We start from the raw sequence: 20716 nt of genomic DNA, 5'->3' as shown, positions 1-20716 counted from the left end.
TAATTCTGCGAAAAACGCTAGACCCGGCGGCGGTGAATTCCGGCCTATTTTCGCTGGGGGCGCATTTCACTCAAGGCGCATTACTCCCAGCGCGAAAAAGTATCGACATACAATCCCGGATGTGAGAAGGAACCTCCCCCGCCGTTGGGCGTGCCTCATCCTGGGCGGGGCGCTGCTGATGCCGTACATGATGGCCGGGGTGCTGGTCGCCGGGTTGTGGCGCGGCGTGTCGCCCGACCTGCTGATGCCGATCCAGGTCGGGGTGTTCGTCGCGGTGCTGCCGGTGGTGGCGGTGACCGGGCTGTTCCTGCCGGTGCGCGCGCTGGAGGTGAACGCCGCCCAGGGGCTGCTCGGGGCCCGCGTGGAGACCCCGCCGCGGCAGGCCCGCCGGTCGTGGCAGGAGCGGCGGCGCACCGCCGCGTGGTTCACGCTGCATCTGGCGGTGGGCGGCGTGGTGAGCGGGTTCACGCTGGCGGTGGTGCCGTTCACGATGTTCACGATGGCGCTGCCGTTCATCGGGGAGCCGATGCCGGTGCTGGGCCTCACGGCCGAGCCGGGGTGGCCGTCCGTGCTGTGGGCGGCGGCGGGCGTGGGGGCGCTGGCGCTGCTGGTGGCGGGCGCGGCGGGCGCGGGCGCGGTGCTGGCCGCCCTGGCTCCCCCGCTGCTCGGCCCCACCCCCGCCGAGCGGCTGGCCGCCGCCGAGGATCACGCCCGTACGCTGGCCGAACGCAACCGGCTGGCCCGCGAGCTGCACGACTCGGTCGGGCACGCGCTCAGCGTCGTCACCCTGCAGGCCGCCGCGGCCGGACGCGTCCTCGACCGCGACCCGGCCACCGCCAGGACCGCGCTGGCGGCCATCGAGCAGTCGGCCCGCGCCGCGCTGGAGGACCTCGACCACGTGCTCGGCGTCCTGCGCGAGGACGCACGCGAGGACGCACGCGCGGACGGACGCGCGGACGGACGCGAGGAGGCACACATGGACGGACGCGACGATGCAGGCGAAGACAGGCGGGAGGGGCGCCGCGAGGGCCACCGGGAGGGCGGCGAGGACGGGTGGCGGGCGCCGCAGGCGACGTTGGCCGACCTCGCGGCGCTGGTGGCGGGCTCCGGCGCCGAGGTGCGGCAGGACGTGGGCGACCTGTCCGGCGTGCCCGCCGTCGTCTCCAGGGAGGCGTACCGCATCCTGCAGGAGGCGCTGACCAACGCGATCCGGCACGGCGGCGGCACGGTCCGGCTGGCCGCCGCCGTCCAGGGCGACGACCTGCGGCTGGAGGTCAGCAACGCCGGCGGGAGGCACGGTGAGAGGCACGGCGGGAGGCGCAGGCGGGGCGGCGGCCGGGGCGTTGACGGCATGCGCGAACGGGTGCGCCTGCTCCGCGGCGACCTGCGCGCCGGCCCTGACGAGGACGGCTGGACGGTCTCGGTCCGCCTCCCCCTGCGCCCGGGCCCCTGACCCCCGCACCCGGCTGATCCCCTCCAGGCAGCTCCCTCCCAAGACAGGCCCCCGGTGATCCCATCCAGGCAGCTCGCCCCCGGGACAGGCCCCGCCGCCGTCAGCCCAGGACACCCCCGAGCCCTCCCCACCCAGGTGCCGCTACGGTCAGGGGCATGACACTCAAGGTCGTGATCGCCGACGACGAGGACCTCATCCGCGCCGGGCTGCGCGTCATCATCGACGCCGAGCCCGGCCTGCGCGTGGTCGGCGAGGCCGGGGACGGCGCCGCGGTCCTGCCGGTCGTCCGCCGCGAGCGCCCCAACGTCGTCCTGATGGACGTCCGCATGCCCGCCATGGACGGCATCCAGGCCACCCGCCGCCTCGTGACGCTCGACGACCCGCCCAGGGTCCTGGTCGTGACCACGTTCGAGAACGACGACCACGTCTACGACGCCCTGCGCGCCGGAGCGAGCGGCTTCCTGCTCAAACGCACCAGACCGGACGACCTGATCCAGGCGATCAAACTGGTGGCGGCCGGGGAGTCGCTGCTGTTCCCGGCCGCGATCCGCACCCTTGCGGGCCGCCGCCCGCGCGCCCACGTGCCGGGCATCGACCGGCTCACCGGCCGCGAGGGCGACGTGCTGCGGCTGATGACCAGGGGCATGTCCAACACCGAGATCGCCGCCGAGCTGGTCGTCAGCCAGGAGACCGTCAAGACGCACGTCGGCAACGTCCTGGCCAAGCTGGGCGCGCGCGACCGCACCCAGGCCGTGATCGCCGCCTACGAGTCCGGGTTCGTCTCCCCCAGCTGATCGAGCAGTTGCGCGGCCGGCAGCAGGGTGGCCTCGGCGGCGCTCAGGCCCTTCGCGGCCAGGGCGCGGTCCACCAGCCGCAGCCCCACCGCGTAACCCGCCATGTCGGGGATGCCGCGGGGCTCCTGGCCGAAGCGCCGCATGGCGCTGTCGCCCAGCACGTACGCCGGGGTGTTCCCCATGCCCTCCAGGTCGAACGCGTCCATGATCAGCTCGTGGGCGCGTTCCAGCTCCTCCCCCGTCACCATCCGCGACCAGGGCCCCATGGCCTCCGGGCCGGACAGCTCCCGGACGAACGCCTCGGCCAGCCCCTCGGCCACCACGTGCTCGCCCACGGTGACCTTCCGCGGGTCCCACTCGACGTTGCTGTAGCGCACGTTGTGGTGGAACTCGTGCACCGCGCAGTGCGCGATCCGGCCGATGACCTCCTCCGACGGCCAGCCCAGCAGGTACAGCCAGCCGGGCGAGCCGCCCATCCCGTAGTAGCCGCCGCTGATCTTCATCAGGTGCTCGTCGTCGGGGTCGCCGAGCACGAACATCACCTGCAGCGAGGAGGCCTGCCTGGCCGCCTTCAGCGCGTGGGAGGCGCGCTCCAGCTCCCTGCGCACCTGGCCGAGCACGTCGGCCTCGATCATGGCCCGGACGGCGGGCAGGTAACGGGCGTCCTCGGCGTCGACGCGGAAGCCGCCGCCCTGGTGGTGGATGTCGACGATGTCGCCGGGCACCGGGATCGCCGGCCGGATCGGCGCCAGCATCTCCCGCAGCGCCTCGGGCCGGTCGGCGAGCGGCCGGGCGAGCAGGTCCGCCATGGCCGTGAGCGTGTCGTGAACGATGAACTCCATGCCGCGGACGCTAAGGCCTCACGTAACGTGAGGCTCAAACGCATTAAAGCGGCGACTCGCCGAGCTCGTCGCCCGGCGACTGCCCCGGCGTGCCGGGACCGGTGCGCGTCGGCGACGGCGACTGCGACGGCGAGGGCTCCGGCACCGGCGTGGCGGGCGTGGGCGGCGGCGTGGGCACGAACACCGTCGGCGGGAGCTGCCGGGGCATCGGCTCGCTGTCGCGCCTGCCGAACAGCAGCAACAGCAGGATCGTCGTGACCAGCACCAGCAGCAGCGCCAGGGCCAGCGCGGCCAGCAGCACCCGCCGCCGCGTCTCGGTCAGCGGCAGCCGCCGCGCCAGCGGACCCGGCAGCGCGGGCGCGCGGTCGGTCAGCCAGTACGGCACGAAGTCCGGCCCGTGCGCCTGCCCGATGAACGTCCCGCCCACCATGACCGGGTCCAGGAACCGTTCGGCCCCCGGCTGCCCCGGCGCGTACGGCACCGCCACCCACGGCGCCGGCCCGTCGTGCACGTCGAGCACCTCGGGCGTCCCGTCGAGCACCGAGGCGCGCGCCCGGCCGAGCCCCAGCCACCCGCGCCCGCCGGACCGCCCCGGCGCCTCCTTGATCGCGGTCAGGAACCGGTCGCGCGCCGCCGCGTCGAGAGCGGCGCCCCGGGTGAGCACGGCCAGCGACACCGCGCGTCCGTCGGGTCCCTGTCCCAGGTAGACGAACCCGGCCGGAGCCGTGTGCAGGCGGGCCTGCACGACGTAGCGCCCCAGCTGGGGCGGATCACCGTACTGCAGGGGACTTGCCACGTTTGCCATGAAAGCACAGACGTGGCGTCGTGCACGTTCGCGGCGCGTTTGGTGGAATGGCGTCATGAGCGTCGCCGAAGAGTTGCCAGGCGGAAACGACGCGGCGGTGCTGCGTCGAAGTCTCGACGAGGTCCGGCGTGTCATCGTGGGACAGGAGCACATGGTCGAGCGGCTGGTCGTGGCCCTGCTGGCCCGCGGCCACTGCCTGCTCGAAGGTGTGCCGGGAGTCGCCAAGACCCTCGCCGCCGCCACCCTGGCCACCGTCGTGGGCGGCACGTTCGCCCGGATCCAGTTCACCCCCGACCTCGTGCCGAGCGACATCGTCGGCACCCGCGTCTTCCACCCCTCCAACGAGAAGTTCGACGTCGAGCTGGGTCCGGTGTTCGTCAACTTCCTGCTGGCCGACGAGATCAACCGCGCCCCCGCCAAGGTGCAGTCCGCGCTGCTGGAGGTGATGGCCGAGCGCCAGGTCACGCTGGCCGGCGTCACGCATCCGCTGCCCAGGCCGTTCATCGTGCTGGCCACCCAGAACCCGATCGAGTCCGAGGGCGTCTACCCGCTGCCCGAGGTGCAGCGCGACCGTTTCCTGTTCCGCGTGCGGGTGCCGCACCCCAGCGCGCACGAGGAGCTGGAGATCCTCCACCGCATGAGCGTCACGCCGCCCGTGCCCGACCGCGTGCTCGACCCGGCCCGGTTGCTGGCCCTGCAGCAGGCCGCCGAGCAGGTCTCGGTGCACCAGCTCGTGGCCGACTACGTGGTGCGCCTGGTCATGTCCACCCGCGCGCCCGCCGACTACGGGCTGGGCGACCTGGCCGAGACCATCGAGATCGGCGTCAGCCCCCGCGCCACCCTCGGCCTGGTCTCGGCCGGGCGCGCGCTGGCCCTGCTGCGCGGCCGCGACTACCTGCTGCCCGACGACGTGCGCGACGTGGCCGTCGACGTCATGTCCCACCGGCTCATGCTGACCTTCGACGCCCTGGCCGACGGCGTCGATCCCGAGCAGGTCGTCAAGCAGATCCTGCACGCCGTGCCGCCGCCCCTGGTCGTCTGGAACCAGAACCGTTGAACACCGCCGAACAGGCGCTGCGACGGCTGGAGCTGACCGTCACGCGGCGGCTCGACGGCCTGCTGCACGGCGCCCACCAGGGGCTGCTGCCCGGCACCGGCAGCGAGACCGGCGACAGCCGCCTGTACGTGCCCGGCGAGGACGACGTGCGCCGCATGGACTGGGCCGTCACCGCCCGCACGACCGTCCCCCACGTCCGCGACCTGATCGCCGACCGCGAGCTGGAGACCTGGGCGCTGGCCGACCTGTCGGCCAGCATGGACTTCGGCACCGCCGACACCGACAAGCGCGACCTGGTCGTGGCCGCCGTCGGCGCGATCGGCTTCCTGTCCAGCCGCATGGGCGACCGGTTCGGCGCGCTGGTGCTGCACGAGGAGTACATCCACCGCATGCCCGCCCGTACCGGCCGCCCGGCCCTGTACGGGCTGCTCAACTCCCTCATGGACGCCCCGCGCGGCCGGGCCGTGCCCGACGCCCCCGACCTGGCCGAGGGCATCGACGTGCTGGCGGCCACCCGCCGCCGCAGGGGCATGCGGCTGATCGTCTCCGACTTCCTCGACGACCGCCCCGAGCTCGACCCCGACGCCGAACGCCCCTGGGAACGCCCGATCAGGCGGCTGGCCGCCCGCCACCAGGTGCTGGCCGTGGAGGTCATCGACCCGCGCGAGCTGGAGCTGCCGGACGTCGGCCGGGTGGCGTTCACCGATCCCGAGACCGGGAACGTACGTGAAGTGCACCTTTCTCCCAAAGTCCGGCAAGCATATGCGGAGGCCGCCGCCCTCCAGCGTGAGGGCACCCGGCTCGCCCTGCGCCGCGCCGGGATCGCCCACCTGGTGCTGCGGACCGACCGGGACTGGGTGTTCGACGTGGCGCAGTTCGTCCTGCGCCAGCGCCGCATGAGCCACCTCGCCCACCGGAGACCCGTATGACGTTTCTCGCGCCCGGCTGGTTGTGGCTGTTCGTGCTGGTGGCGCTGCTGGTGGCCGGATACGTCGTGGCGCAGTTCGCCCGCCGCCGCTACACCGTGCGCTTCACCAACCTGGCGCTGCTCAACCTCGTCGCCCCCGCCGGGCCGGGCTGGCGCCGGCACGTGCCTCCGGCGCTGTTCCTGGTCATGATGTCGTTCCTGGTGGTCGGCGCCGCCAAACCCGCCGACCAGGTACGCGTCCCCCGCGACCGCGCCACCATCATGATCGCCCTGGACGTCTCCCTGTCCATGGACGCCGGCGACGTCCAGCCCAACCGCATCAGCGCCGCCAAGGCCGCCGCCCAGGCGTTCGCCAGGGAGCTGCCCGACCGCTTCAACGTCGGCGTGGTCTCCTTCGCCCGCTCGGCCAACGTCGTCATCTCCCCCACCACCGACCACCAGGCCGTCGTCACCGCCATCGGCAACCTGACCACCCGGCCCGGCACCGCGATCGGCGAGGCCGTCTTCAACTCCCTCGACTCGGTGCGCTCCTTCGACCAGCAGGCCGCCACCGACCCGCCGCCCGCCGCGATCGTGCTGCTGTCCGACGGCGACAACACCTCCGGCCGGTCGGTGACCGAGGCCATCGAGGCCGCCCAGCAGGCCCACGTCCCGGTCTCCACCATCGCGTACGGCACCCAGGAGGGCACCGTCGACATCGACGGCAGGCCGGTGAACGTCCCGGTCAACAAGCAGACCCTGCAGTCGCTCTCCGACGGCACCAGCGGCCGGGCCTACGCCGCCGAGTCCGGCAGCGAACTGCGCGACGTCTACGAGCAGATCGGCACCTCGCTGGGGTTCAAGCTGGTCAGCCAGGAGATCACCCAGTGGTTCATCGTGGCCGCGATCGTGCTCGGGCTGCTGGTGGCCGGCGCCGCGGTCTTGTTCGGCACCCGCATCCCGTAACGTTTTCCCACGTGGCCCACTACTTCTCCGAACGTCCCGAGACCGCGAGCAGGCCGGGCTCGGTCGACCTGGTCCTGCCCGACCTGCACCTGCGGCTGGAGACCGACCGGGGCGTGTTCTCACCCGACCGGGTCGACGTCGGCACGCGCGCGCTGCTGGAGTCGGTCCCGCCGCCGCCACAGGAGGGCGACCTGCTCGACCTGGGCTGCGGCTACGGGCCCATCGCGCTGACAATGGCCTCGCGGGCGCCCGGGGCGACGGTGTGGGCCGTCGACGTGAACCGGCGCAGCCTGGAGCTGACCGGACGGAACGCCCAGGCCGCCGGCCTTTACAAAGTAAGACCCGTTCATGTTGATGAAGTGCCGGATGACGTGAAATTTCGGGCCATTTGGTCCAATCCCGCCATCCGGATTGGCAAGCCGGCTCTGCACGAGATGCTCACCAGGTGGCTCACCCGGCTGACGCCCGACGGCGTCGCCTACCTGGTCGTCCAGAAACACCTCGGCTCGGACTCCCTGCAGCGCTGGCTCGGCGAGCAGGGCTGGCAGGCCTCCCGCGAGGCCTCCCGAGCCGCCTACCGCATATTGAAGGTGGCCCGATGAGAAGGCAGCTGCGCCCCACCGACGTCAAGCGGCTCAACCGCACCTGGCGCAGGAACACCGACAACCGGCTCGCGCTGATCCTGGAGTCGGTGACGGGCCCGTTCAACGTCGGCTCGATCTTCCGCAGCGCCGCGGCGTTCGGCGTCGACCAGATCTGGCTGGCGGGCAACGCCACGCCGCCCACCAACCCCAAGGCGGGCAAGACGGCGCTCGGCACCGAGCGCCTGGTCACCTGGCACGAGCCGGTCCCGGCCACCGAGGCGGTCAAGGCCGCCAAGGACGACGGCTACGCCGTGCTGGCCATCGAGCTGACCGGCGAGGCCGTGCCGCTGCACCGCGCCGACCTCGGCCGCGACGTGTGCCTGGTGGTCGGCAGCGAGGACCACGGCTGCTCCCCCGCCCTGCTGGAGGCCGTCGACGGCGTCTGCTACATCCCGCAGGTCGGGCGGGTCGGCTCGTTCAACGTGTCGGTGGCCGCGGCCATCGCGCTGGCCGAGGCGCGCCGCCAGGAGTGGGAGAATCTCCCCGAACCGTGACCGAACCGTCCACCATCGGAAGGGACACCGGGTCGTGCTCAGCCGTCGTTTCGCCTTTCTCGACCATCCGGGGCCGCTGGCCTTCGCCCACCGCGGCGGCGCGCTGGAGGGCGCCGAGAACTCCCTGGCGGCCTTCGAACGCGCGGTCGGGCTCGGCTACGACTATCTGGAGACCGACGCGCACGCCACCGCCGACGGCGTGCTGCTGGCCTTCCACGACCACACCCTCGACCGGGTGACCGACCGGCGGGGCCGCATCTCCGAGCTGCCCTACCGGGAGGTCCGGCAGGCCCGCATCGCCGGCGTGCACGAGATCCCGCTGCTGGAGGACCTGCTCGGCACGTGGCCGCAGGTGCGCTTCAACATCGACGTCAAGGAGGCGGCGGCCATCGCGCCGCTGGCCGAGGTGGTCCGCCGCACCAACGCCTACGACCGCGTCTGCCTGACGTCCTTCTCCGACGAGCGCCTGGTCATGGCCAGGGCCGCCATGGGCCGCGAGGTGTGCTCGGCGCTCGGCCCGCGCGGTGTGGCCGCGCTGCGGGCCGCCGCCACCACCTCCGGCTACGGCCGGCTGCTGGCCCGCCTGTCGCGGGCCGGGATCCCGTGCGCGCAGGTGCCGGTCGGCTTCCGCGGCCTGCGCGTCACCACCCGCCGCCTGGTCCGCACGGCCCACGCCATCGGCATGCAGGTGCACGTGTGGACGATCAACGACACCGTCCGCATGGAGCACCTGCTCGACCTCGGCGTCGACGGCATCATGACCGACAACGTCACCGGCCTGCGCGACGTCCTCGAACGGCGGGGCCTGTGGCACCCGCGCGGCATGGCGGCCTGACCCGCCCGGCGGCGGCCACCTTCCTCTCCTGAGGTGATCACTGTAAGGTCATGGGCACGACACGTGGACGTGACCCACGACCTGCGAAGATGGGCACTTCGTCAGGCATGACCCCCCGTGGCCGCAGAGGAGCGACACGACACCATGGCCTCCACCGCACCCCCCGCGGCCCTCGACGACTCCCCCGCGGCGCGCCGCCGCGAGCAACGCGGCTGGTACTTCTACGACTGGGCCAACTCGGCGTTCTACACCACGATCATCTCGGTCTTCCTGGGCCCGTACCTGATCCCGGTCGCCAGGACCGCGGCCTGCGCCAAGGACTTCCCCGGCCTCGCGCCCGAGACGTGCGCGTCCCAGTTCGACGCGCTGGTCCTGCGCCACCCCGGCCTGGGGTACGTCGACGTGCTCGGCGCCGACATCAGGCCCGCGGCCTTCTTCGGGCTGACGCTGACGGTGGCGGTGTTCCTGCAGATCGTGTTCCTGCCCATCGTGGGCGCGCTGGCCGACCACACCGGCCGCAAGCGGGAGCTGCTCGGCGGGTTCGCCTACGTCGGCGCGCTGGCCACCATGGGCCTGTACTTCGTCGAGGGCGACCGCTACCTGCTGGGCGGCGCGCTGTTCGTGGTGGCCAACCTGGCCTACGGCTCCTCCGTGGTGGTCTACGACTCCTTCCTGCCGCAGATCTCCACCCCCGAGGAGCGCGACGGGGTCTCCTCGCGCGGCTGGGCGATCGGCTACCTCGGCGGCGGGCTGCTGCTCCTGCTCAACCTGGCGCTGTTCCTGCAGCACGACAGCCTGGGGCTGAGCGAGGGCATGGCGGTGCGCATCAGCATGATGTCGGCCGGCCTGTGGTGGGCGACGTTCACGGTCATCCCGCTGCTGCGGCTGCGCAACCGTCCCGTGGCGGCGCACGAGACCACGGCGCTGCGCTCGGTGCGCGGGAGCTTCCGCCAGCTCGGCCGTACGCTGGCCGAGCTGCGGCGGTACCCGCTGACGTTGCTGTTCCTGGTGGCCTACCTGGTCTACAACGACGGCGTGCAGACGGTCATCGGCAACAGCGCGGCCTTCGCCTCCGAAGCCCTCAAGCTGGACAAGACCGTCCAGATCACGGCGATCCTGATGGTGCAGTTCGTGGCGTTCTTCGGGGCGCTGCTGCTGGGGTGGCTGGCGCGCAGCTTCGGCACCAAGCGCACGGTGCTGGCCAGCCTGGTGTTGTGGACCGGGATCGTGGTGGTGGCGATGTTCGTCGGCGAGGGGCAGGCGCTGCAGTTCTACCTGATGGCCTTCGCCATCGCGATCGTGCTGGGCGGCACGCAGGCGTTGTCGCGGTCGTTGTTCTCGCAGGTGATCCCGAAGGGGCGGGAGGCGGAGTACTTCAGCCTGCTGCAGATCAGCGACAAGGGGTCGGCGTTCATCGGGTCGCTGACCGTGACGATCGCGCTGCAGGTCACCAACAGCTACCGGATCGCCATCGTGTCCATGATCATATTCTTCGTGGTGGGCTTCGTGCTGCTCGCCCTGACGAACCTGCCCAAGGCCATCAGGGCGGCCGGCAACGAGGTCCCGTCGCGGATCTGACCGTCAGGGGCCGTACCGGCGCGAGAGCCAGTACGAGGCGCCCACCAGGGCGCCGGTGCCCAGGATGGCCAGCAGCACCAGCGGGCCGACGTGCCCGCCGCCGGTCATGGCGCCGCTCTCCAGCCGGATCTCGGCCCGCCCTGGGGCCTCGGGCGGGCGGGTGACGGGCTCGGGGGGACGGGAGTCGCGGGCCTCCAGGCCGGGGATGGCCTCGACGTCGTCGTCCCGGCGCGGGGCGTGGGCCTGTTTCCTGGCCGGTTCGCGCCGCCCGGACCGGGGGGCCGCGCGGTCGTCGTCACCGTCGTCGCCGTCGTCGTCGCCGCCGTCGTCATGGGCGGCCTGGACGAGCGTCGGGGGCGGCCCGGCCGCCGCCTGGGCCGGAAGCAGCATCCCTCCCCCGGCGAGGACGAACGCGAGCGCGGCGGCCGCCGCGGGCCAGCGTGGCATGAGATCCATCTACGCCTCCTGATCGACGTCGCGGTCCCCTCAGCCTGCGGGGCCGCCGTGGGGCGGCCGTGAGCGGGCCATGAGAGTCCTCTCACGAAGGGTCGCGCGTCAAACACGGATCGTCACAGATCGGCGGCCAGCACCATGGTGCCCGGCCCCCGGGCGGCTCCGGGACCGGGCATCGGCAGCACGGTCTCGGCCGTGGCCTCGCCGCCGCAGTGGGGGCAGGTGACGACGGGCGTGAACTCCCGCCCGCAGGAGTGGACGAGCAGCGCGGGCGGCCCGCCGGGCGGGGTGGACCACCGGTCGCCCCAGGCCATGAGCGTCAGCAGGGCGGGCACGACGTCACGCCCGGCCTCGGTCAGCAGGTATTCGTGGCGCACCGGACGCTCCTGGTAGGGCCGTTTCTCCACGACCCCGGTGGCGACGAGATGGTCGAGCCGGCGGGCCAGCAGGTTGCGCGAGATGCCCAGGTCCTCGGCGAGGTCGTCGAACCTGCGCAGGCCGAGGAACAGGTCGCGCAGGATCAGCGGAGTCCACGGCTCGCCGATGACGCCGACGGCCTGGGCGATGGAGCAGTGCATCTCACCGAACCTGTTCATGCACCCATGATAGTGGGTTGATATTGTGAACCCATGACAGTTCACATTCAGGACTCACCCGCCGGCGCGTACCGCCGGGCCGGCGAGGCGCACGACGCCCAGGCGCTCAAGGCCACCCTCGCCGACGGCGTGGTGTTCCACTCCCCGCTGAGCTACCGGGCCAGGTTCGAGGGCCTGACACAGGTGGGAGCGCTGTTCGAAGCGGTCTTCGACGTGCTGTCGGACCTGCGCTACCACAGCGACATCGGCGACGGCCGCACCCGCATGCTCACGGCGACCGCCCGGGTGGGCCGCCAGCCGCTGAACGAGGTGGCCCAGCTCGAACTGGACGACGACGGCCTGGTCCGGGAGATCACCATGTGGATCAGGCCACTGCCGGGACTGACCGCGCTGATGGCCGCCCTGGGCCCGCGCATCGCCAGGGACAAGGGCAAACCGGGCCTTCCGCTGCTGGTGGGGGCGGCCTCCGCGCCGCTGGCCGCGATGACGAGGTTCGGCGACCGGACCCTGGTGCCGCTGCTGGCCTGACCTCCAGGATGCGGCCATCGCTCTGAACAGAGAGCAGTGCTCTTGACACGGGAACACCTGTCACGAGAGCATTGCTCTCACAACAGAGCAACGCCCTCAGCCAGGAGTTATCCATGACCTCCCCCCGCCTCACCTCCGCCGCCTTCGCCCTCGGCGGCGTGCTGCTGTTCGTCTACCCGGTGGTGCGGCCGTCCGGCGACGACGCCGTCGCCATGGCCTCGACCGCGTGGGTCACCGGCCATCTGGCCGCGATGCTCGGCTTCGTGCTGCTCGGGCTGGGCACGCTCGGGCTGCACCAGGTGCTCGGCGACCGCCTGTCGCTGCGCGCGGCCGCGGTGACCTGGGCCGGAGCCGGCCTGACACTCCCCTACTACGGGGCCGAGGACTTCGGCCTGCACGTGATCGCGCAACGTTCCCTGCGCGACGGCGCGCCCGCGCTGATGGAGCTGGCCGAGCTGTTCCGCTTCGACCCGCTCGCGATCACCCTGTTCGCCGCCGGGCTGGCACTGCTGGGCGCCGGAACGGTGATGGCGGCCGTGGCCGTGTGGCGTTCGGGGATCCTGCCCAAGGGGGCCGGGACGGCGCTCGCGCTGGGTCTGGCGCTGTTCATCCCGCAGTTCTTCGGCCCGTACCCGGTGCGGATCGCGCACGGGGCGCTCATCATGATCGGCGGGTTGTGGCTGGCGGCGAGCCTGCTCAGAGCCCCGCGGACGACCGCCGCGGCCTGAGGACGAGGGACCGCTGGGAGCGGGCTCGAATACCCGAGGCCCCAAGCGCGATTGGATCACCCCGCGGGTGGGAATCCCATCACGGTACCAAGCGTTAGACACCGTGGGAGACAGACCCCCCACGTATGGGGGCCCTGTAGGAGGCATTTAGACATGGGCGAGCGCGCGCTTCGTGGCACCCGGCTCGGGGCAACCAGCTACGAGAACGACCGTAACACGGATCTGGCCCCACGCCAGGAGGTGTCCTACACCTGTCCTAAGGGCCATCGCTTCGAGGTTCCGCTTGCCGCCGAGGCCGAGATCCCCGCGACCTGGGAGTGCCGCATGTGCGGCGCGACCGCGGTGCGGGTCGACGGTGAGCAGCCGGAGTCGAAGAAGACCAAGCCCCCACGGACTCATTGGGACATGCTGCTGGAGCGGCGGTCCATCGAGGATTTGGAAGAGGTGCTCAACGAGAGGCTCGCGGTCTTGCGCGCCCAGCGCCGCAAGAGCGCCTGACCACTTCTCACGGTGAAAACCCCCGGGCGACGCCCGGGGGTTTTGCTGTGCCCGCCCCCGCTACCAGCGCTGACGCGCCTCCTCGGCCCAGCCGGTGAGGCCGTCGAGGTCCACCCACGCGCCGTCGTCGTCCTGGACGCGGCCGGAGAAGTGGCCGAAGCACTGGTGGGTCTCGCTGGCCACCACGCCCAGCTGGGTGCGGGCCACCTTCTCGTGGAACGGCCGGAACTCCACCTCGACCCGCGGGCCGGTGATCCGCCAGGGGCGCAGCCAGTCGCCGCGGTCGTAGGTCCACTCCAGCTCGTCGCCGATCTTGTGCAGCCGGCCGCCGGTGAACAGGGCGTTCTCGGTGACGCCGGTGCCGTCGGTCCACTTGCCGCCGAGCTGGACGGACCGGCCGGGCCCGCTGCCGGCCGCCCAGTTCCAGGTCACCGCGTACGGCCACTTCCCCCGGCCGTGGTCAAGCACCGCGAAGGAGTCGGCGGGGTCGATCGCGAACTCGTCCGGGCCGAGGCGCAGGCGTCCGCGTGCCGGGCGGCCGACGTCCTTGACCGTGTACTGGAACCGGTTCGGGCCCCAGGGGACCACGACGCCGAGCGACTCGTGGCCCTCCGGCAGCGGCACCTCCAGGTCGATCCGCACGCCGGGGGCGGCGGCGCGGATGACGGTGGCGGCCGGGTCCTGCCGGATGTCGATCGCCAGCCCGCCGCCGCGCACGGACACCGTGCCGGCGCCGCTGCGGTCGGGGAAGGAGGCGCCGCGGGCCAGCGGCACGACGACGTCCTCGGCGAACTCCGCGCCGGTGGCCCGGTCGAGCACGTAGACGCCGTGCACCCCGGCGTAGTCCAGCGAGGAGGCCACCAGGCCGATGATGTGGGAGGGGGTGACGACGCCCCAGTACTCCCAGCGCTTGCGCCGTCCCCAGCCGCGCAGGTTGGCCCGGTGCAGCGGCGTGCGGGTCCAGCCGACGGCGGCGGGGTTCAGCCGGCCGCCGGGCAGGCACAGGTCGGCGGGGGCGGTGAGCTCCCGTTCATGGGTGGTCATGGAAGGCGAGCCTCCTCGTGACGGAGCGGATGAGGTCGGCGGGCAGCTTCAGCTCGGCCCGGTCGTAGGTGAGCAGGCCGTTCAGCTCGTCCTCGACGTCGGAGAGCTGGGTGTAGACGGTGGCGCTCAGGCCCTGGCGGATGGCCGGGACGATCTGCTCCTCGTGCAGCCGGACGAACGCCGCGCCCAGCTCGTCGGCGGTGCGGTAACGCCGGTAGCCGAACTCCTTCTCGCCCCAGGTGTGGCCCTCGACGGCCAGGCTGTAGCCACCGTACTCGGTCAGGGCCAGGACGCGGCCGTCCGGGCGGGGCGGGCGGAAGCGGCGGAAGTAGACGTGCAGGCTGAGCAGGTCGCCCGCGCCCTGGTCGTGCCAGCCGCTGGCGTGGTCGATCGTGCGGGTGGGGTCCAGGCGGGCCAGCTCGCCGGCGATCCGCGCGGCGTCGAACTGGCCCCAGCCCTCGTTGAACGGCACCCAGACCGCCAGGCCGACCACGTTGCGCAGGTGCTCGACGGTCTCGCGCAGCTCGGCCTCGAACGCGGCCCGCCCGGCGGCGTCGGCCCGTCCGAAGCGGTGGTGGCGGCGGTCGTCCAGGCGCAGCGGCAGCAGCGCGGGGGTGGTGACGACCAGCGGCCGGTAGGTCTCGCCGCCGTTGACCAGGTCCTGCCAGACGAGCATGCCGAGCCGGTCGCAGTGGTGGTACCAGCGCAGCGGCTCGATCTTGATGTGCTTGCGCAGCATGGTGAAGCCGAGCTGCTTCATCATGACGATGTCGTCGACCATGGCCTCGTCCGAGGGCGGCGTGTAGAGGCCGTCGGGCCAGTAGCCCTGGTCGAGGATGCCGGCGTGGAAGTACGGCCGGCCGTTCAGCAGCAGCCGGGGCACGCCGTCGGCGTCGGGGCCGACGGAGAAGGAGCGCATGCCGACGTAGCCGCGGACGCGGTCCTCTCCGAGCGAGACGCGCACGTCGTACAGGAAGGGGTCCTCGGGGCTCCACGGGCGCGCGCCGGGCAGCGGGACGCGCACCGGCCGCCCGGCGGGGACGGTGGCGCGGGCCGCCACCCGGCCGCCGGCGAGGATCTCGACCTCGGCCTCGCCGCCCGCGGCGTGCACGGTCACCTCGACGCACTCCTCGGCGAGCACGGGCGTCAGCGTGAGCCGTTCCACGTGCCGATCCGGCACGCGCTCGGCCCAGACGGTCTGCCAGATGCCCGACTGGGCGGTGTACCAGATGCCGCCGCGGCGCAGCCGCTGCTTGCCGCGCGACTGCCGGCCGGTGTCGCTGTCGTCCTGGACGGCCACGTCGAGGGTGTTGGCGCCCTCGGTCAGCGCGTCGGTGACGTCGAAGGAGAACGGCAGGTAGCCGCCGCTGTGGCCGCCCACCTCGACGTCGTTGACCCACACCCGGCAGGTCTGGTCGACGGCGCCGAAGTGCAGGAGCACCCGCCCGCCCGCGGGCCCGGCGGGCGGCTCGAACGTGCGGCGGTACCACAGGGTCTCCCCCGGCAGCAGCTGCCGGCCGACGCCGGACAGCGGCGCCTCCGGCGAGTACGGCACGAGGATGTCGCCGTCGTACGACGCGGGCCGCGAGCCGTCGTTGATCGCGTACCGCCAGCGGCCGTTGAGGTTGACGTAGCTGTCGCGGACGAGCTGGGGCCGGGGGTACTCCGGCAGCGGAATCGGGTCGCCGGTCACGAGAGCCACACCGCCGTGTCGGCGGGCAGGGCGCCGCCGTCCAGGGGGCCGCTGGCCAGCAGGACGTCGTGGTGCGGGGGCAGCGGCACCGTGTCCGGGCCGAAGTTGACCATGAGCGTGAAGCCGGGCTCGCGGGTGAGGGCCAGCACGCCGGGCGGCGCGTCGAGCCAGGTCAGGTCGCCGTCACCGAGCGCGGGATGCTCGCGGCGCAGGGCGATGGCGGCGCGGTGGAGGTTGAGGGTGGAGCCGGGGTCGTCGCGCTGGGCGGCGACGGTGAGGTGCGCCCAGTCGGCCGGCTGGGGCAGCCAGGTGCCGCCCGGCCCGAACCCGTACGGCGCGGACGTGCCCGACCAGGGCAGCGGCACGCGGCAGCCGTCCCTGCCGATGAAGGCGCGGCCGGTGCGCTCGAACATGGGGTCCTGCCGCGCCTGCGCCGGCATGTCGAGGTATTCGGGCAGGCCGAGCTCGTCGCCCTGGTAGAGGTAGGCGGCGCCGGGCAGGGCGAGCAGCAGCAGCGTGGCGGCGCGGGCGCGCCTGAGGCCGAGCTCGCGGTCCACGGCGACCTTGCCGAGCAGCACGTCGGCGGTGGGGGCGCGGACGAGGTCCTGGTCGATGCCGAACCTGGTCGCCATCCGCGGCACGTCGTGGTTGCCCAGCACCCAGGGGATCGAGCCGCCCGTCTCGCGGGCCAGCCGGTGGGACTCCTCGATCACCGCGCGGAACTCCCCGGCCGACCACGGCAGGGGCATCAGGCGGAAGTTGAACAGCTGGGCCAGGCCGTCGCCGGTGAGGTAGGGCCGGGCCTGAGCGGGGTCGGCGAACCAGATCTCGGCCACCGTGCCGCGCGGCCCGGGGTAGGCGGCCAGGATCTTGCGCCAGGACCGGTACAGCTCCAGCAGCTCGGGCTGGTGCTCGTACGGCACCGCGGACCGTCCGGGCGCCAGCGGCGCGCCCTGGCTGCCGGGGACGACGTCGGGCAGGCCGTCCTCCTTGAACAGCATGGCGGCGACGTCGATGCGGAACCCGGACACGCCGCGGTCCAGCCAGAACCGCAGCACGTCCTCGAACATGGCGGTGACGCCGGGGTGCCGCCAGTTCCAGTCGGGCTGGGCGGAGTCGAACAGGTGCAGGTACCACTGGCCGTCGGGGGCCTGGGTCCAGGCGGGGCCGCCGAACATGGACTGCCAGTTGTTGGGCTCGTCGCGGAAGACGAACCAGTCGCGCTCGGGGCTGCCGGGGCCGGCCGCCAGCGCCTGCTGGAAGCGCGGGTGGGCGGCGGAGCAGTGGTTGGGCACGATGTCGACGATGACCTTGATGTCCCGGGCGGTGGCCGCGGCCACGTAGGCGTCGAAGTCGGCCAGCGTGCCGTAGCGGGGGTCCACGTCGGTGTAGTCGGCGACGTCGTAGCCGCCGTCGGCCAGCGGCGAGGGGTAGAACGGGCTCAGCCAGACGGCGTCCACGCCCAGGTCGGCCAGGTGGTCCAGGCGGGCCAGCGCGCCGGGCAGGTCGCCCTGGCCGTCGCCGTCGGCGTCGGCGAAGCTGCGGGGGTAGATCTGGTAGACGACGGCCTCGCGCCACCAGGCGTCGCCGTCGAAGGCTGCGAGACCGTCGGACACTGCTTTATCGGACACTGCGGATTCTCCAGATGAGGCAGGCGCCGAGCGCGGCGAAGGCCGCCGCGACGGCGTACATGAGCGGGTAGCCGCCCGCGGAGGTGACCAGGGGCGCGGCGATGACCGGCCCGAACGTGCCGGAGGCGGAGTTGGCCAGGCTGACGATCCCGAGGTCCTTGCCTCGGTCGGCGTCGGCGGGCAGGAGCTGGGTGACCATGGCCTGGTCCACGGCGGCGAACATGCCGTAGCCCGCGCCGAGCAGGACGCTGGCGGCGATCGCGGCGGGCCAGCTGGTCAGGAAGGTCAGCACGAGCCCGGAGGCGGCCATGGTGAGCCCGCCGACGAAGACGGCCGTGCGGCGGTTGCCGAACCGGTCCGACAACCAGCCCGCGACCAGGGTGGGCGCGACGCTGCTCAGCGTGAAGACCGCGACCAGCACCACGACGCCCTGCTCGACGGTGGAGCCGGGGAAGAGCGCCTCGTAGCCGACGCCGTCGCGCAGGTAGTACTGCAGGTAGCCGATGGCCATGGCGAGGGTGAGGGTGATCAGGAAGCGGCTCAGCCAGGCCCAGGCGAAGTCGGGGTGCTGGCGCGGGCTCACCTTGAAGCTGCGCAGCAGCGAGCGCAGGCCGAACGGCGGCAGGTCGGCCGGCGCGCTCGCGGGCTCCTTGGTGAACAGGCTGAACGGCAGCACCAGCAGCAGCACCAGGACGGCCATCGCGACGAACCCGGCCTGCGAGCCGATCGCCACGACGGTGACCACGACGCCGCCCAGCAGCGGCCCGGCGAGCTGGCCCACGCCCGCCAGCGCCGAGGCCTTGCCGCGCTGGCTGATCGGCACCTGGTCGGGCACGGTGGCGATGGCGGTGGCGAGGGCGGCGGTGAAGGCGAGCTGGGCGACCGCCCAGCCGACGACCAGCCCGGCCAGGGAGTCCTGACGGGACAGGAAGACCAGGGACGCGGCGCAGACCAGCGCGCCGCCCGCGATCCAGGGGCGGCGCCGGCCCATCCGGGCACGGGTGCGGTCGGACAGGGCTCCGAACAGCGGGTTGGCCACGATCGTGCAGACGGCGGCGACGGCGAAGACCACCGCCAGCGACGCCTCCTTGTGCTGCGGATCGATGCGCGCCACGTGGGAGGGGAGCAGGATCTGGTTTCCGACGGTCATCGCCATGATGACCCCCATCTGGGCCAGCGCCAGCAGGGACATCCAGCCCGCGGAGACCCGTCTGTCGGGCGCGAGGCGCGTTTCGGCCATGCAGGTCCTCCCTGGGGGGAACGGGGGAACGTGAGAGGATGTCACGTTAGAACATGACGGGTCGTTATGTTAAGACTTGTTCGTGGAGAACCCCGGCATCCGACGCCGACCGGTCCAGCGGCGCAGCATCGACAGGGTCGAACGCATCCTCGACGCCTGCGCCCGCCTGCTGGACGAGGTCGGCCTGGACGCCCTGACGATCTCCGACGTCGCCAGGAGCGCCGGCGTGCCCTCCGGCACGATCTACCAGTTCTTCGACGGCAAGCCGGGCATGCTGCGCGAGCTGGCGCTGCGCAACCTGGAGGTGCTGCTGGCCCGGCTGCGGGCCAGGGTCGCCGAGGAGCCGCCGCTGACCTGGCCGCGGGCGGCGGAGCTGGTGCTGGCCGAGACGGTGGAGATGCGCAGGAGCGTGCCGGGCTTCACCGTGGTCGACTTCGCCGACACCCGGCCGGGCGGCCCGTCGTTCCTGCCCGCCGGACGGGTGCGGGAGAGCGGGGACGTGCTGGCCGAGCGGCTCTACCACTTCGCGCTGGAGGAGGCGGGGCTGCCGGCGCTGCCCGATCCGTACCGGGTGATGCGGCTGGCGATCCAGTGCACGGCGGCGGTGTTGCACCTGACGTTCTCCGCGACGCCGCAGGGCGATCCGGCCATGATCGAGCAAGGACGAAGGTTGCTGCGGGCCTACTTCGTTGACGTGGCCTCAGAAACATTCCGGTAACAAGGATTGACCGTTCAAAACCGGACGAACTACCGTCTTCCACATTCTATAGAAAGCAGAATCCAGGAGGCGGTGCATGGACGCGACGGCACGCGCGGCGATCGTCACCGACGTCGCGGGAGCGGTGGAGGTGCGCGAGTACGGCCTGCCGCAGCCCGGTCCGGGAGAGTTCGTCCTGGAGGTCGAGCTGTGCGGCATGTGCGGCACGGACGCCCACATCTACCGGGGCCGGCTGGCCAGCGTGCGTTTCCCCGCGCTGCTCGGGCACGAGATCGTCGGCCGGCTGGCCGCGCTCGGCGACGGCGTCGCGACCGACCACGCGGGACGGCCGGTGGCCGTCGGCGACCGGGTGGGCGTCTTCCCGTCGCTGAGCTGCGGCCGGTGCTTCGAATGCCAGGTGCGCCGCAGGCCGGGCAGCTGCCCGGACCGGCGGCCGTCCTACGGGTTCGCCTCCCCCGCCGACCGGCCGCCGTACCTGACCGGCGGCTTCGCCACCCACCTGTACGCCTCGAACGCGGGAACGGTGTTCTACCGGACCGATCTGCCCGCCGAGGTCGCCGTGCTGCAGGAGCCGCTGTCGGTGGCCCTGCACGGTGTGGAACGTTCCGCGATCCGGATCGGCTCCACCGTCGTGGTCCAGGGGGTCGGCGCGATCGGCCTGATGGCCGTGGTCGCCGCCCGCGCCGCCGGGGCGGCCAGGGTGGTCGCCGTCGGCGCGCCGGGCGCCCGGCTGGAACTGGCCGCGCTGCTCGGCGCGGACACCGTCGTCGATCTCGGCGACGGCGCCGCCGGGCGCCGCCGGGCGGTGTTCGACGCGCTGGGACGCGCCGGCGCCGACGCCGTCATCGGCACCGCGGGCTCCCCCGAGGCGTTCACCGAGGCGCTCGGCCTGGTCGCCGACGGCGGCGTGCTGGCCGAGCTGGGCAACTTCACCGACCGCGGCGCCGTCCCCTTCAACCCCTACAGCGACCTGCTGAAGCGGGACCTCACGATCGCCGGCGTCTACGGCGCCGGCCCCGACATGCAGCGCCGCTACCACCAGGCGCTGACGATCCTGGAACGCGGCGGCAGCCCCTTCGAGCGCGTGGTCAGCCACCGCGTGCCGCTCGGCCGGGTCCGCGAGGCGCTCGAGGCCCTGGGCTCGGGCCACCCGCTGGACGGCCGGGACGTCGTCAAGCTCGCCGTCGACCCCTCCGCCTGAAATCCCCCATT

The 20716-nt window shown here is 72.8% G+C and carries 22 protein-coding genes; 14 read left to right on the top strand and 8 right to left on the bottom strand.

What is annotated here, in order from left to right:
* The first annotated feature begins 121 nt into the window (after positions 1–121).
* Together ACIBK9_RS09695 and ACIBK9_RS09690 are read left to right on the top strand one after the other, a co-directional pair.
* Entirely contained in the window at positions 122–1453 is a 1332-nt protein-coding gene (locus tag ACIBK9_RS09695) for a sensor histidine kinase (RefSeq protein ID WP_397156648.1), read from the top strand.
* A 155-nt stretch (positions 1454–1608) separates the two neighbouring features.
* On the top strand, positions 1609–2247 hold the full coding sequence (locus ACIBK9_RS09690; protein WP_397156646.1) for a response regulator: 639 nt from the start codon (positions 1609–1611) through the stop codon (positions 2245–2247).
* Here ACIBK9_RS09690 and ACIBK9_RS09685 read toward each other — a convergent pair.
* Positions 2217–3089 carry a DUF2268 domain-containing protein gene (locus ACIBK9_RS09685; RefSeq protein ID WP_397156644.1) on the bottom strand — a complete coding sequence of 291 codons (873 nt, stop codon included), beginning with the start codon at positions 3087–3089 and terminating at the stop codon, positions 2217–2219. The genes ACIBK9_RS09690 and ACIBK9_RS09685 overlap by 31 nt on opposite strands.
* 43 nt (positions 3090–3132) lie before the next feature.
* Positions 3133–3894, bottom strand: a complete 762-nt coding sequence (locus tag ACIBK9_RS09680; RefSeq protein WP_358286614.1) for a hypothetical protein — start codon at positions 3892–3894, stop codon at positions 3133–3135.
* A 55-nt stretch (positions 3895–3949) separates the two neighbouring features.
* Between ACIBK9_RS09680 and ACIBK9_RS09675 the strand changes: the two genes are divergently transcribed.
* The 7 genes from ACIBK9_RS09675 (at position 3950) to ACIBK9_RS09645 (ending at position 10375) form a co-directional block, all read left to right on the top strand.
* Entirely contained in the window at positions 3950–4951 is a 1002-nt protein-coding gene (locus ACIBK9_RS09675) for an AAA family ATPase (protein ID WP_397156642.1), read from the top strand.
* A complete protein-coding gene (locus ACIBK9_RS09670) occupies positions 4948–5880 on the top strand; it encodes a DUF58 domain-containing protein (protein WP_387675366.1) in 933 nt (310 codons plus the stop codon). The genes ACIBK9_RS09675 and ACIBK9_RS09670 overlap by 4 nt, the downstream gene beginning before the upstream one ends.
* Positions 5877–6824 carry a VWA domain-containing protein gene (locus tag ACIBK9_RS09665; RefSeq protein WP_387675369.1) on the top strand — a complete coding sequence of 316 codons (948 nt, stop codon included), beginning with the start codon at positions 5877–5879 and terminating at the stop codon, positions 6822–6824. The genes ACIBK9_RS09670 and ACIBK9_RS09665 overlap by 4 nt, the downstream gene beginning before the upstream one ends.
* A gap of 11 nt (positions 6825–6835) precedes the next feature.
* Positions 6836–7426: a methyltransferase gene (locus ACIBK9_RS09660; protein WP_352350751.1), complete on the top strand. Its 591-nt coding sequence runs from the start codon at positions 6836–6838 to the stop codon at positions 7424–7426.
* The gene (locus tag ACIBK9_RS09655; protein WP_352350753.1) at positions 7423–7962 is read left to right on the top strand and encodes a TrmH family RNA methyltransferase; all 540 of its coding nucleotides are present in this window, start codon (positions 7423–7425) and stop codon (positions 7960–7962) included. The genes ACIBK9_RS09660 and ACIBK9_RS09655 overlap by 4 nt, the downstream gene beginning before the upstream one ends.
* Before the next feature lie 34 nt (positions 7963–7996).
* A complete protein-coding gene (locus ACIBK9_RS09650) occupies positions 7997–8797 on the top strand; it encodes a glycerophosphodiester phosphodiesterase (protein WP_358286606.1) in 801 nt (266 codons plus the stop codon).
* A gap of 144 nt (positions 8798–8941) precedes the next feature.
* The gene (locus ACIBK9_RS09645; protein ID WP_397156638.1) at positions 8942–10375 is read left to right on the top strand and encodes an MFS transporter; all 1434 of its coding nucleotides are present in this window, start codon (positions 8942–8944) and stop codon (positions 10373–10375) included.
* A gap of 3 nt (positions 10376–10378) precedes the next feature.
* On the opposite strand, the gene ACIBK9_RS09640 is transcribed toward ACIBK9_RS09645, so the two are convergent.
* Together ACIBK9_RS09640 and ACIBK9_RS09635 are read right to left on the bottom strand one after the other, a co-directional pair.
* Positions 10379–10831 (bottom strand): hypothetical protein, encoded by a 453-nt coding sequence (locus ACIBK9_RS09640; protein ID WP_397156636.1) that lies wholly within the window; start codon positions 10829–10831, stop codon positions 10379–10381.
* A 113-nt stretch (positions 10832–10944) separates the two neighbouring features.
* The gene (locus ACIBK9_RS09635; protein WP_352350760.1) at positions 10945–11424 is read right to left on the bottom strand and encodes a helix-turn-helix domain-containing protein; all 480 of its coding nucleotides are present in this window, start codon (positions 11422–11424) and stop codon (positions 10945–10947) included.
* A gap of 33 nt (positions 11425–11457) precedes the next feature.
* On the opposite strand from ACIBK9_RS09635, the gene ACIBK9_RS09630 reads away from it, so the two are divergent.
* From ACIBK9_RS09630 to ACIBK9_RS09620, 3 genes are all read left to right on the top strand, one after another.
* A complete protein-coding gene (locus ACIBK9_RS09630) occupies positions 11458–11952 on the top strand; it encodes a nuclear transport factor 2 family protein (protein WP_397156634.1) in 495 nt (164 codons plus the stop codon).
* Positions 11953–12065: 113 nt separating this feature from the next.
* Positions 12066–12680 (top strand): hypothetical protein, encoded by a 615-nt coding sequence (locus ACIBK9_RS09625; protein ID WP_397156632.1) that lies wholly within the window; start codon positions 12066–12068, stop codon positions 12678–12680.
* A gap of 153 nt (positions 12681–12833) precedes the next feature.
* Positions 12834–13178 carry an RNA polymerase-binding protein RbpA gene (locus tag ACIBK9_RS09620; protein ID WP_043625492.1) on the top strand — a complete coding sequence of 115 codons (345 nt, stop codon included), beginning with the start codon at positions 12834–12836 and terminating at the stop codon, positions 13176–13178.
* 60 nt (positions 13179–13238) lie between these two features.
* Here the strand turns inward: ACIBK9_RS09620 and ACIBK9_RS09615 are convergent, their stop codons facing one another.
* The 4 genes from ACIBK9_RS09615 to ACIBK9_RS09600 are packed head-to-tail and all read right to left on the bottom strand — an operon-like array spanning position 13239 to position 18786.
* Positions 13239–14222: a DUF2804 domain-containing protein gene (locus tag ACIBK9_RS09615; RefSeq protein ID WP_397156630.1), complete on the bottom strand. Its 984-nt coding sequence runs from the start codon at positions 14220–14222 to the stop codon at positions 13239–13241.
* Complete coding sequence (locus tag ACIBK9_RS09610; protein WP_397156628.1) at positions 14209–15915, bottom strand: glycoside hydrolase family 2 protein; 1707 nt, start codon at positions 15913–15915, stop codon at positions 14209–14211. Before ACIBK9_RS09610 ends, ACIBK9_RS09615 begins: the two co-directional genes overlap by 14 nt.
* The gene (locus ACIBK9_RS09605) at positions 15912–17531 is read right to left on the bottom strand and encodes an alpha-amylase family glycosyl hydrolase (protein WP_397156626.1); all 1620 of its coding nucleotides are present in this window, start codon (positions 17529–17531) and stop codon (positions 15912–15914) included. Before ACIBK9_RS09605 ends, ACIBK9_RS09610 begins: the two co-directional genes overlap by 4 nt.
* A gap of 4 nt (positions 17532–17535) precedes the next feature.
* The gene (locus ACIBK9_RS09600; protein ID WP_397156624.1) at positions 17536–18786 is read right to left on the bottom strand and encodes an MFS transporter; all 1251 of its coding nucleotides are present in this window, start codon (positions 18784–18786) and stop codon (positions 17536–17538) included.
* Positions 18787–18868: 82 nt separating this feature from the next.
* On the opposite strand from ACIBK9_RS09600, the gene ACIBK9_RS09595 reads away from it, so the two are divergent.
* Entirely contained in the window at positions 18869–19504 is a 636-nt protein-coding gene (locus ACIBK9_RS09595) for a TetR/AcrR family transcriptional regulator (RefSeq protein WP_387675587.1), read from the top strand.
* A 76-nt stretch (positions 19505–19580) separates the two neighbouring features.
* On the top strand, positions 19581–20705 hold the full coding sequence (locus tag ACIBK9_RS09590) for a zinc-binding dehydrogenase (RefSeq protein WP_397156622.1): 1125 nt from the start codon (positions 19581–19583) through the stop codon (positions 20703–20705).
* Positions 20706–20716: the final 11 nt, after the last annotated feature.

It is taken from the genome of Nonomuraea sp. NPDC050227, from assembly GCF_044459705.1.
In the GTDB taxonomy this organism is placed as follows: Bacteria; Actinomycetota; Actinomycetes; order Streptosporangiales; family Streptosporangiaceae; genus Nonomuraea.
This window is presented reverse-complemented; position numbering and strand designations above follow the sequence as displayed.

Excerpts from the sequence above, each read along its gene's own strand:
- ACIBK9_RS09690 (WP_397156646.1), top strand. The coding sequence starts at position 1,609 with ATGACACTCAAGGTCGTGATCGCCGACGACGAGGACCTCATCCGCGCC.
- ACIBK9_RS09685 (WP_397156644.1), bottom strand. The coding sequence starts at position 3,089 with ATGGAGTTCATCGTTCACGACACGCTCACGGCCATGGCGGACCTGCTC.
- ACIBK9_RS09680 (WP_358286614.1), bottom strand. The coding sequence starts at position 3,894 with ATGGCAAACGTGGCAAGTCCCCTGCAGTACGGTGATCCGCCCCAGCTG.
- ACIBK9_RS09675 (WP_397156642.1), top strand. The coding sequence starts at position 3,950 with ATGAGCGTCGCCGAAGAGTTGCCAGGCGGAAACGACGCGGCGGTGCTG.
- ACIBK9_RS09665 (WP_387675369.1), top strand. The coding sequence starts at position 5,877 with ATGACGTTTCTCGCGCCCGGCTGGTTGTGGCTGTTCGTGCTGGTGGCG.
- ACIBK9_RS09655 (WP_352350753.1), top strand. The coding sequence starts at position 7,423 with ATGAGAAGGCAGCTGCGCCCCACCGACGTCAAGCGGCTCAACCGCACC.
- ACIBK9_RS09645 (WP_397156638.1), top strand. The coding sequence starts at position 8,942 with ATGGCCTCCACCGCACCCCCCGCGGCCCTCGACGACTCCCCCGCGGCG.
- ACIBK9_RS09640 (WP_397156636.1), bottom strand. The coding sequence starts at position 10,831 with ATGGATCTCATGCCACGCTGGCCCGCGGCGGCCGCCGCGCTCGCGTTC.
- ACIBK9_RS09635 (WP_352350760.1), bottom strand. The coding sequence starts at position 11,424 with ATGAACAGGTTCGGTGAGATGCACTGCTCCATCGCCCAGGCCGTCGGC.
- ACIBK9_RS09630 (WP_397156634.1), top strand. The coding sequence starts at position 11,458 with ATGACAGTTCACATTCAGGACTCACCCGCCGGCGCGTACCGCCGGGCC.
- ACIBK9_RS09625 (WP_397156632.1), top strand. The coding sequence starts at position 12,066 with ATGACCTCCCCCCGCCTCACCTCCGCCGCCTTCGCCCTCGGCGGCGTG.
- ACIBK9_RS09620 (WP_043625492.1), top strand. The coding sequence starts at position 12,834 with ATGGGCGAGCGCGCGCTTCGTGGCACCCGGCTCGGGGCAACCAGCTAC.
- ACIBK9_RS09615 (WP_397156630.1), bottom strand. The coding sequence starts at position 14,222 with ATGACCACCCATGAACGGGAGCTCACCGCCCCCGCCGACCTGTGCCTG.
- ACIBK9_RS09600 (WP_397156624.1), bottom strand. The coding sequence starts at position 18,786 with ATGGCCGAAACGCGCCTCGCGCCCGACAGACGGGTCTCCGCGGGCTGG.
- ACIBK9_RS09590 (WP_397156622.1), top strand. The coding sequence starts at position 19,581 with ATGGACGCGACGGCACGCGCGGCGATCGTCACCGACGTCGCGGGAGCG.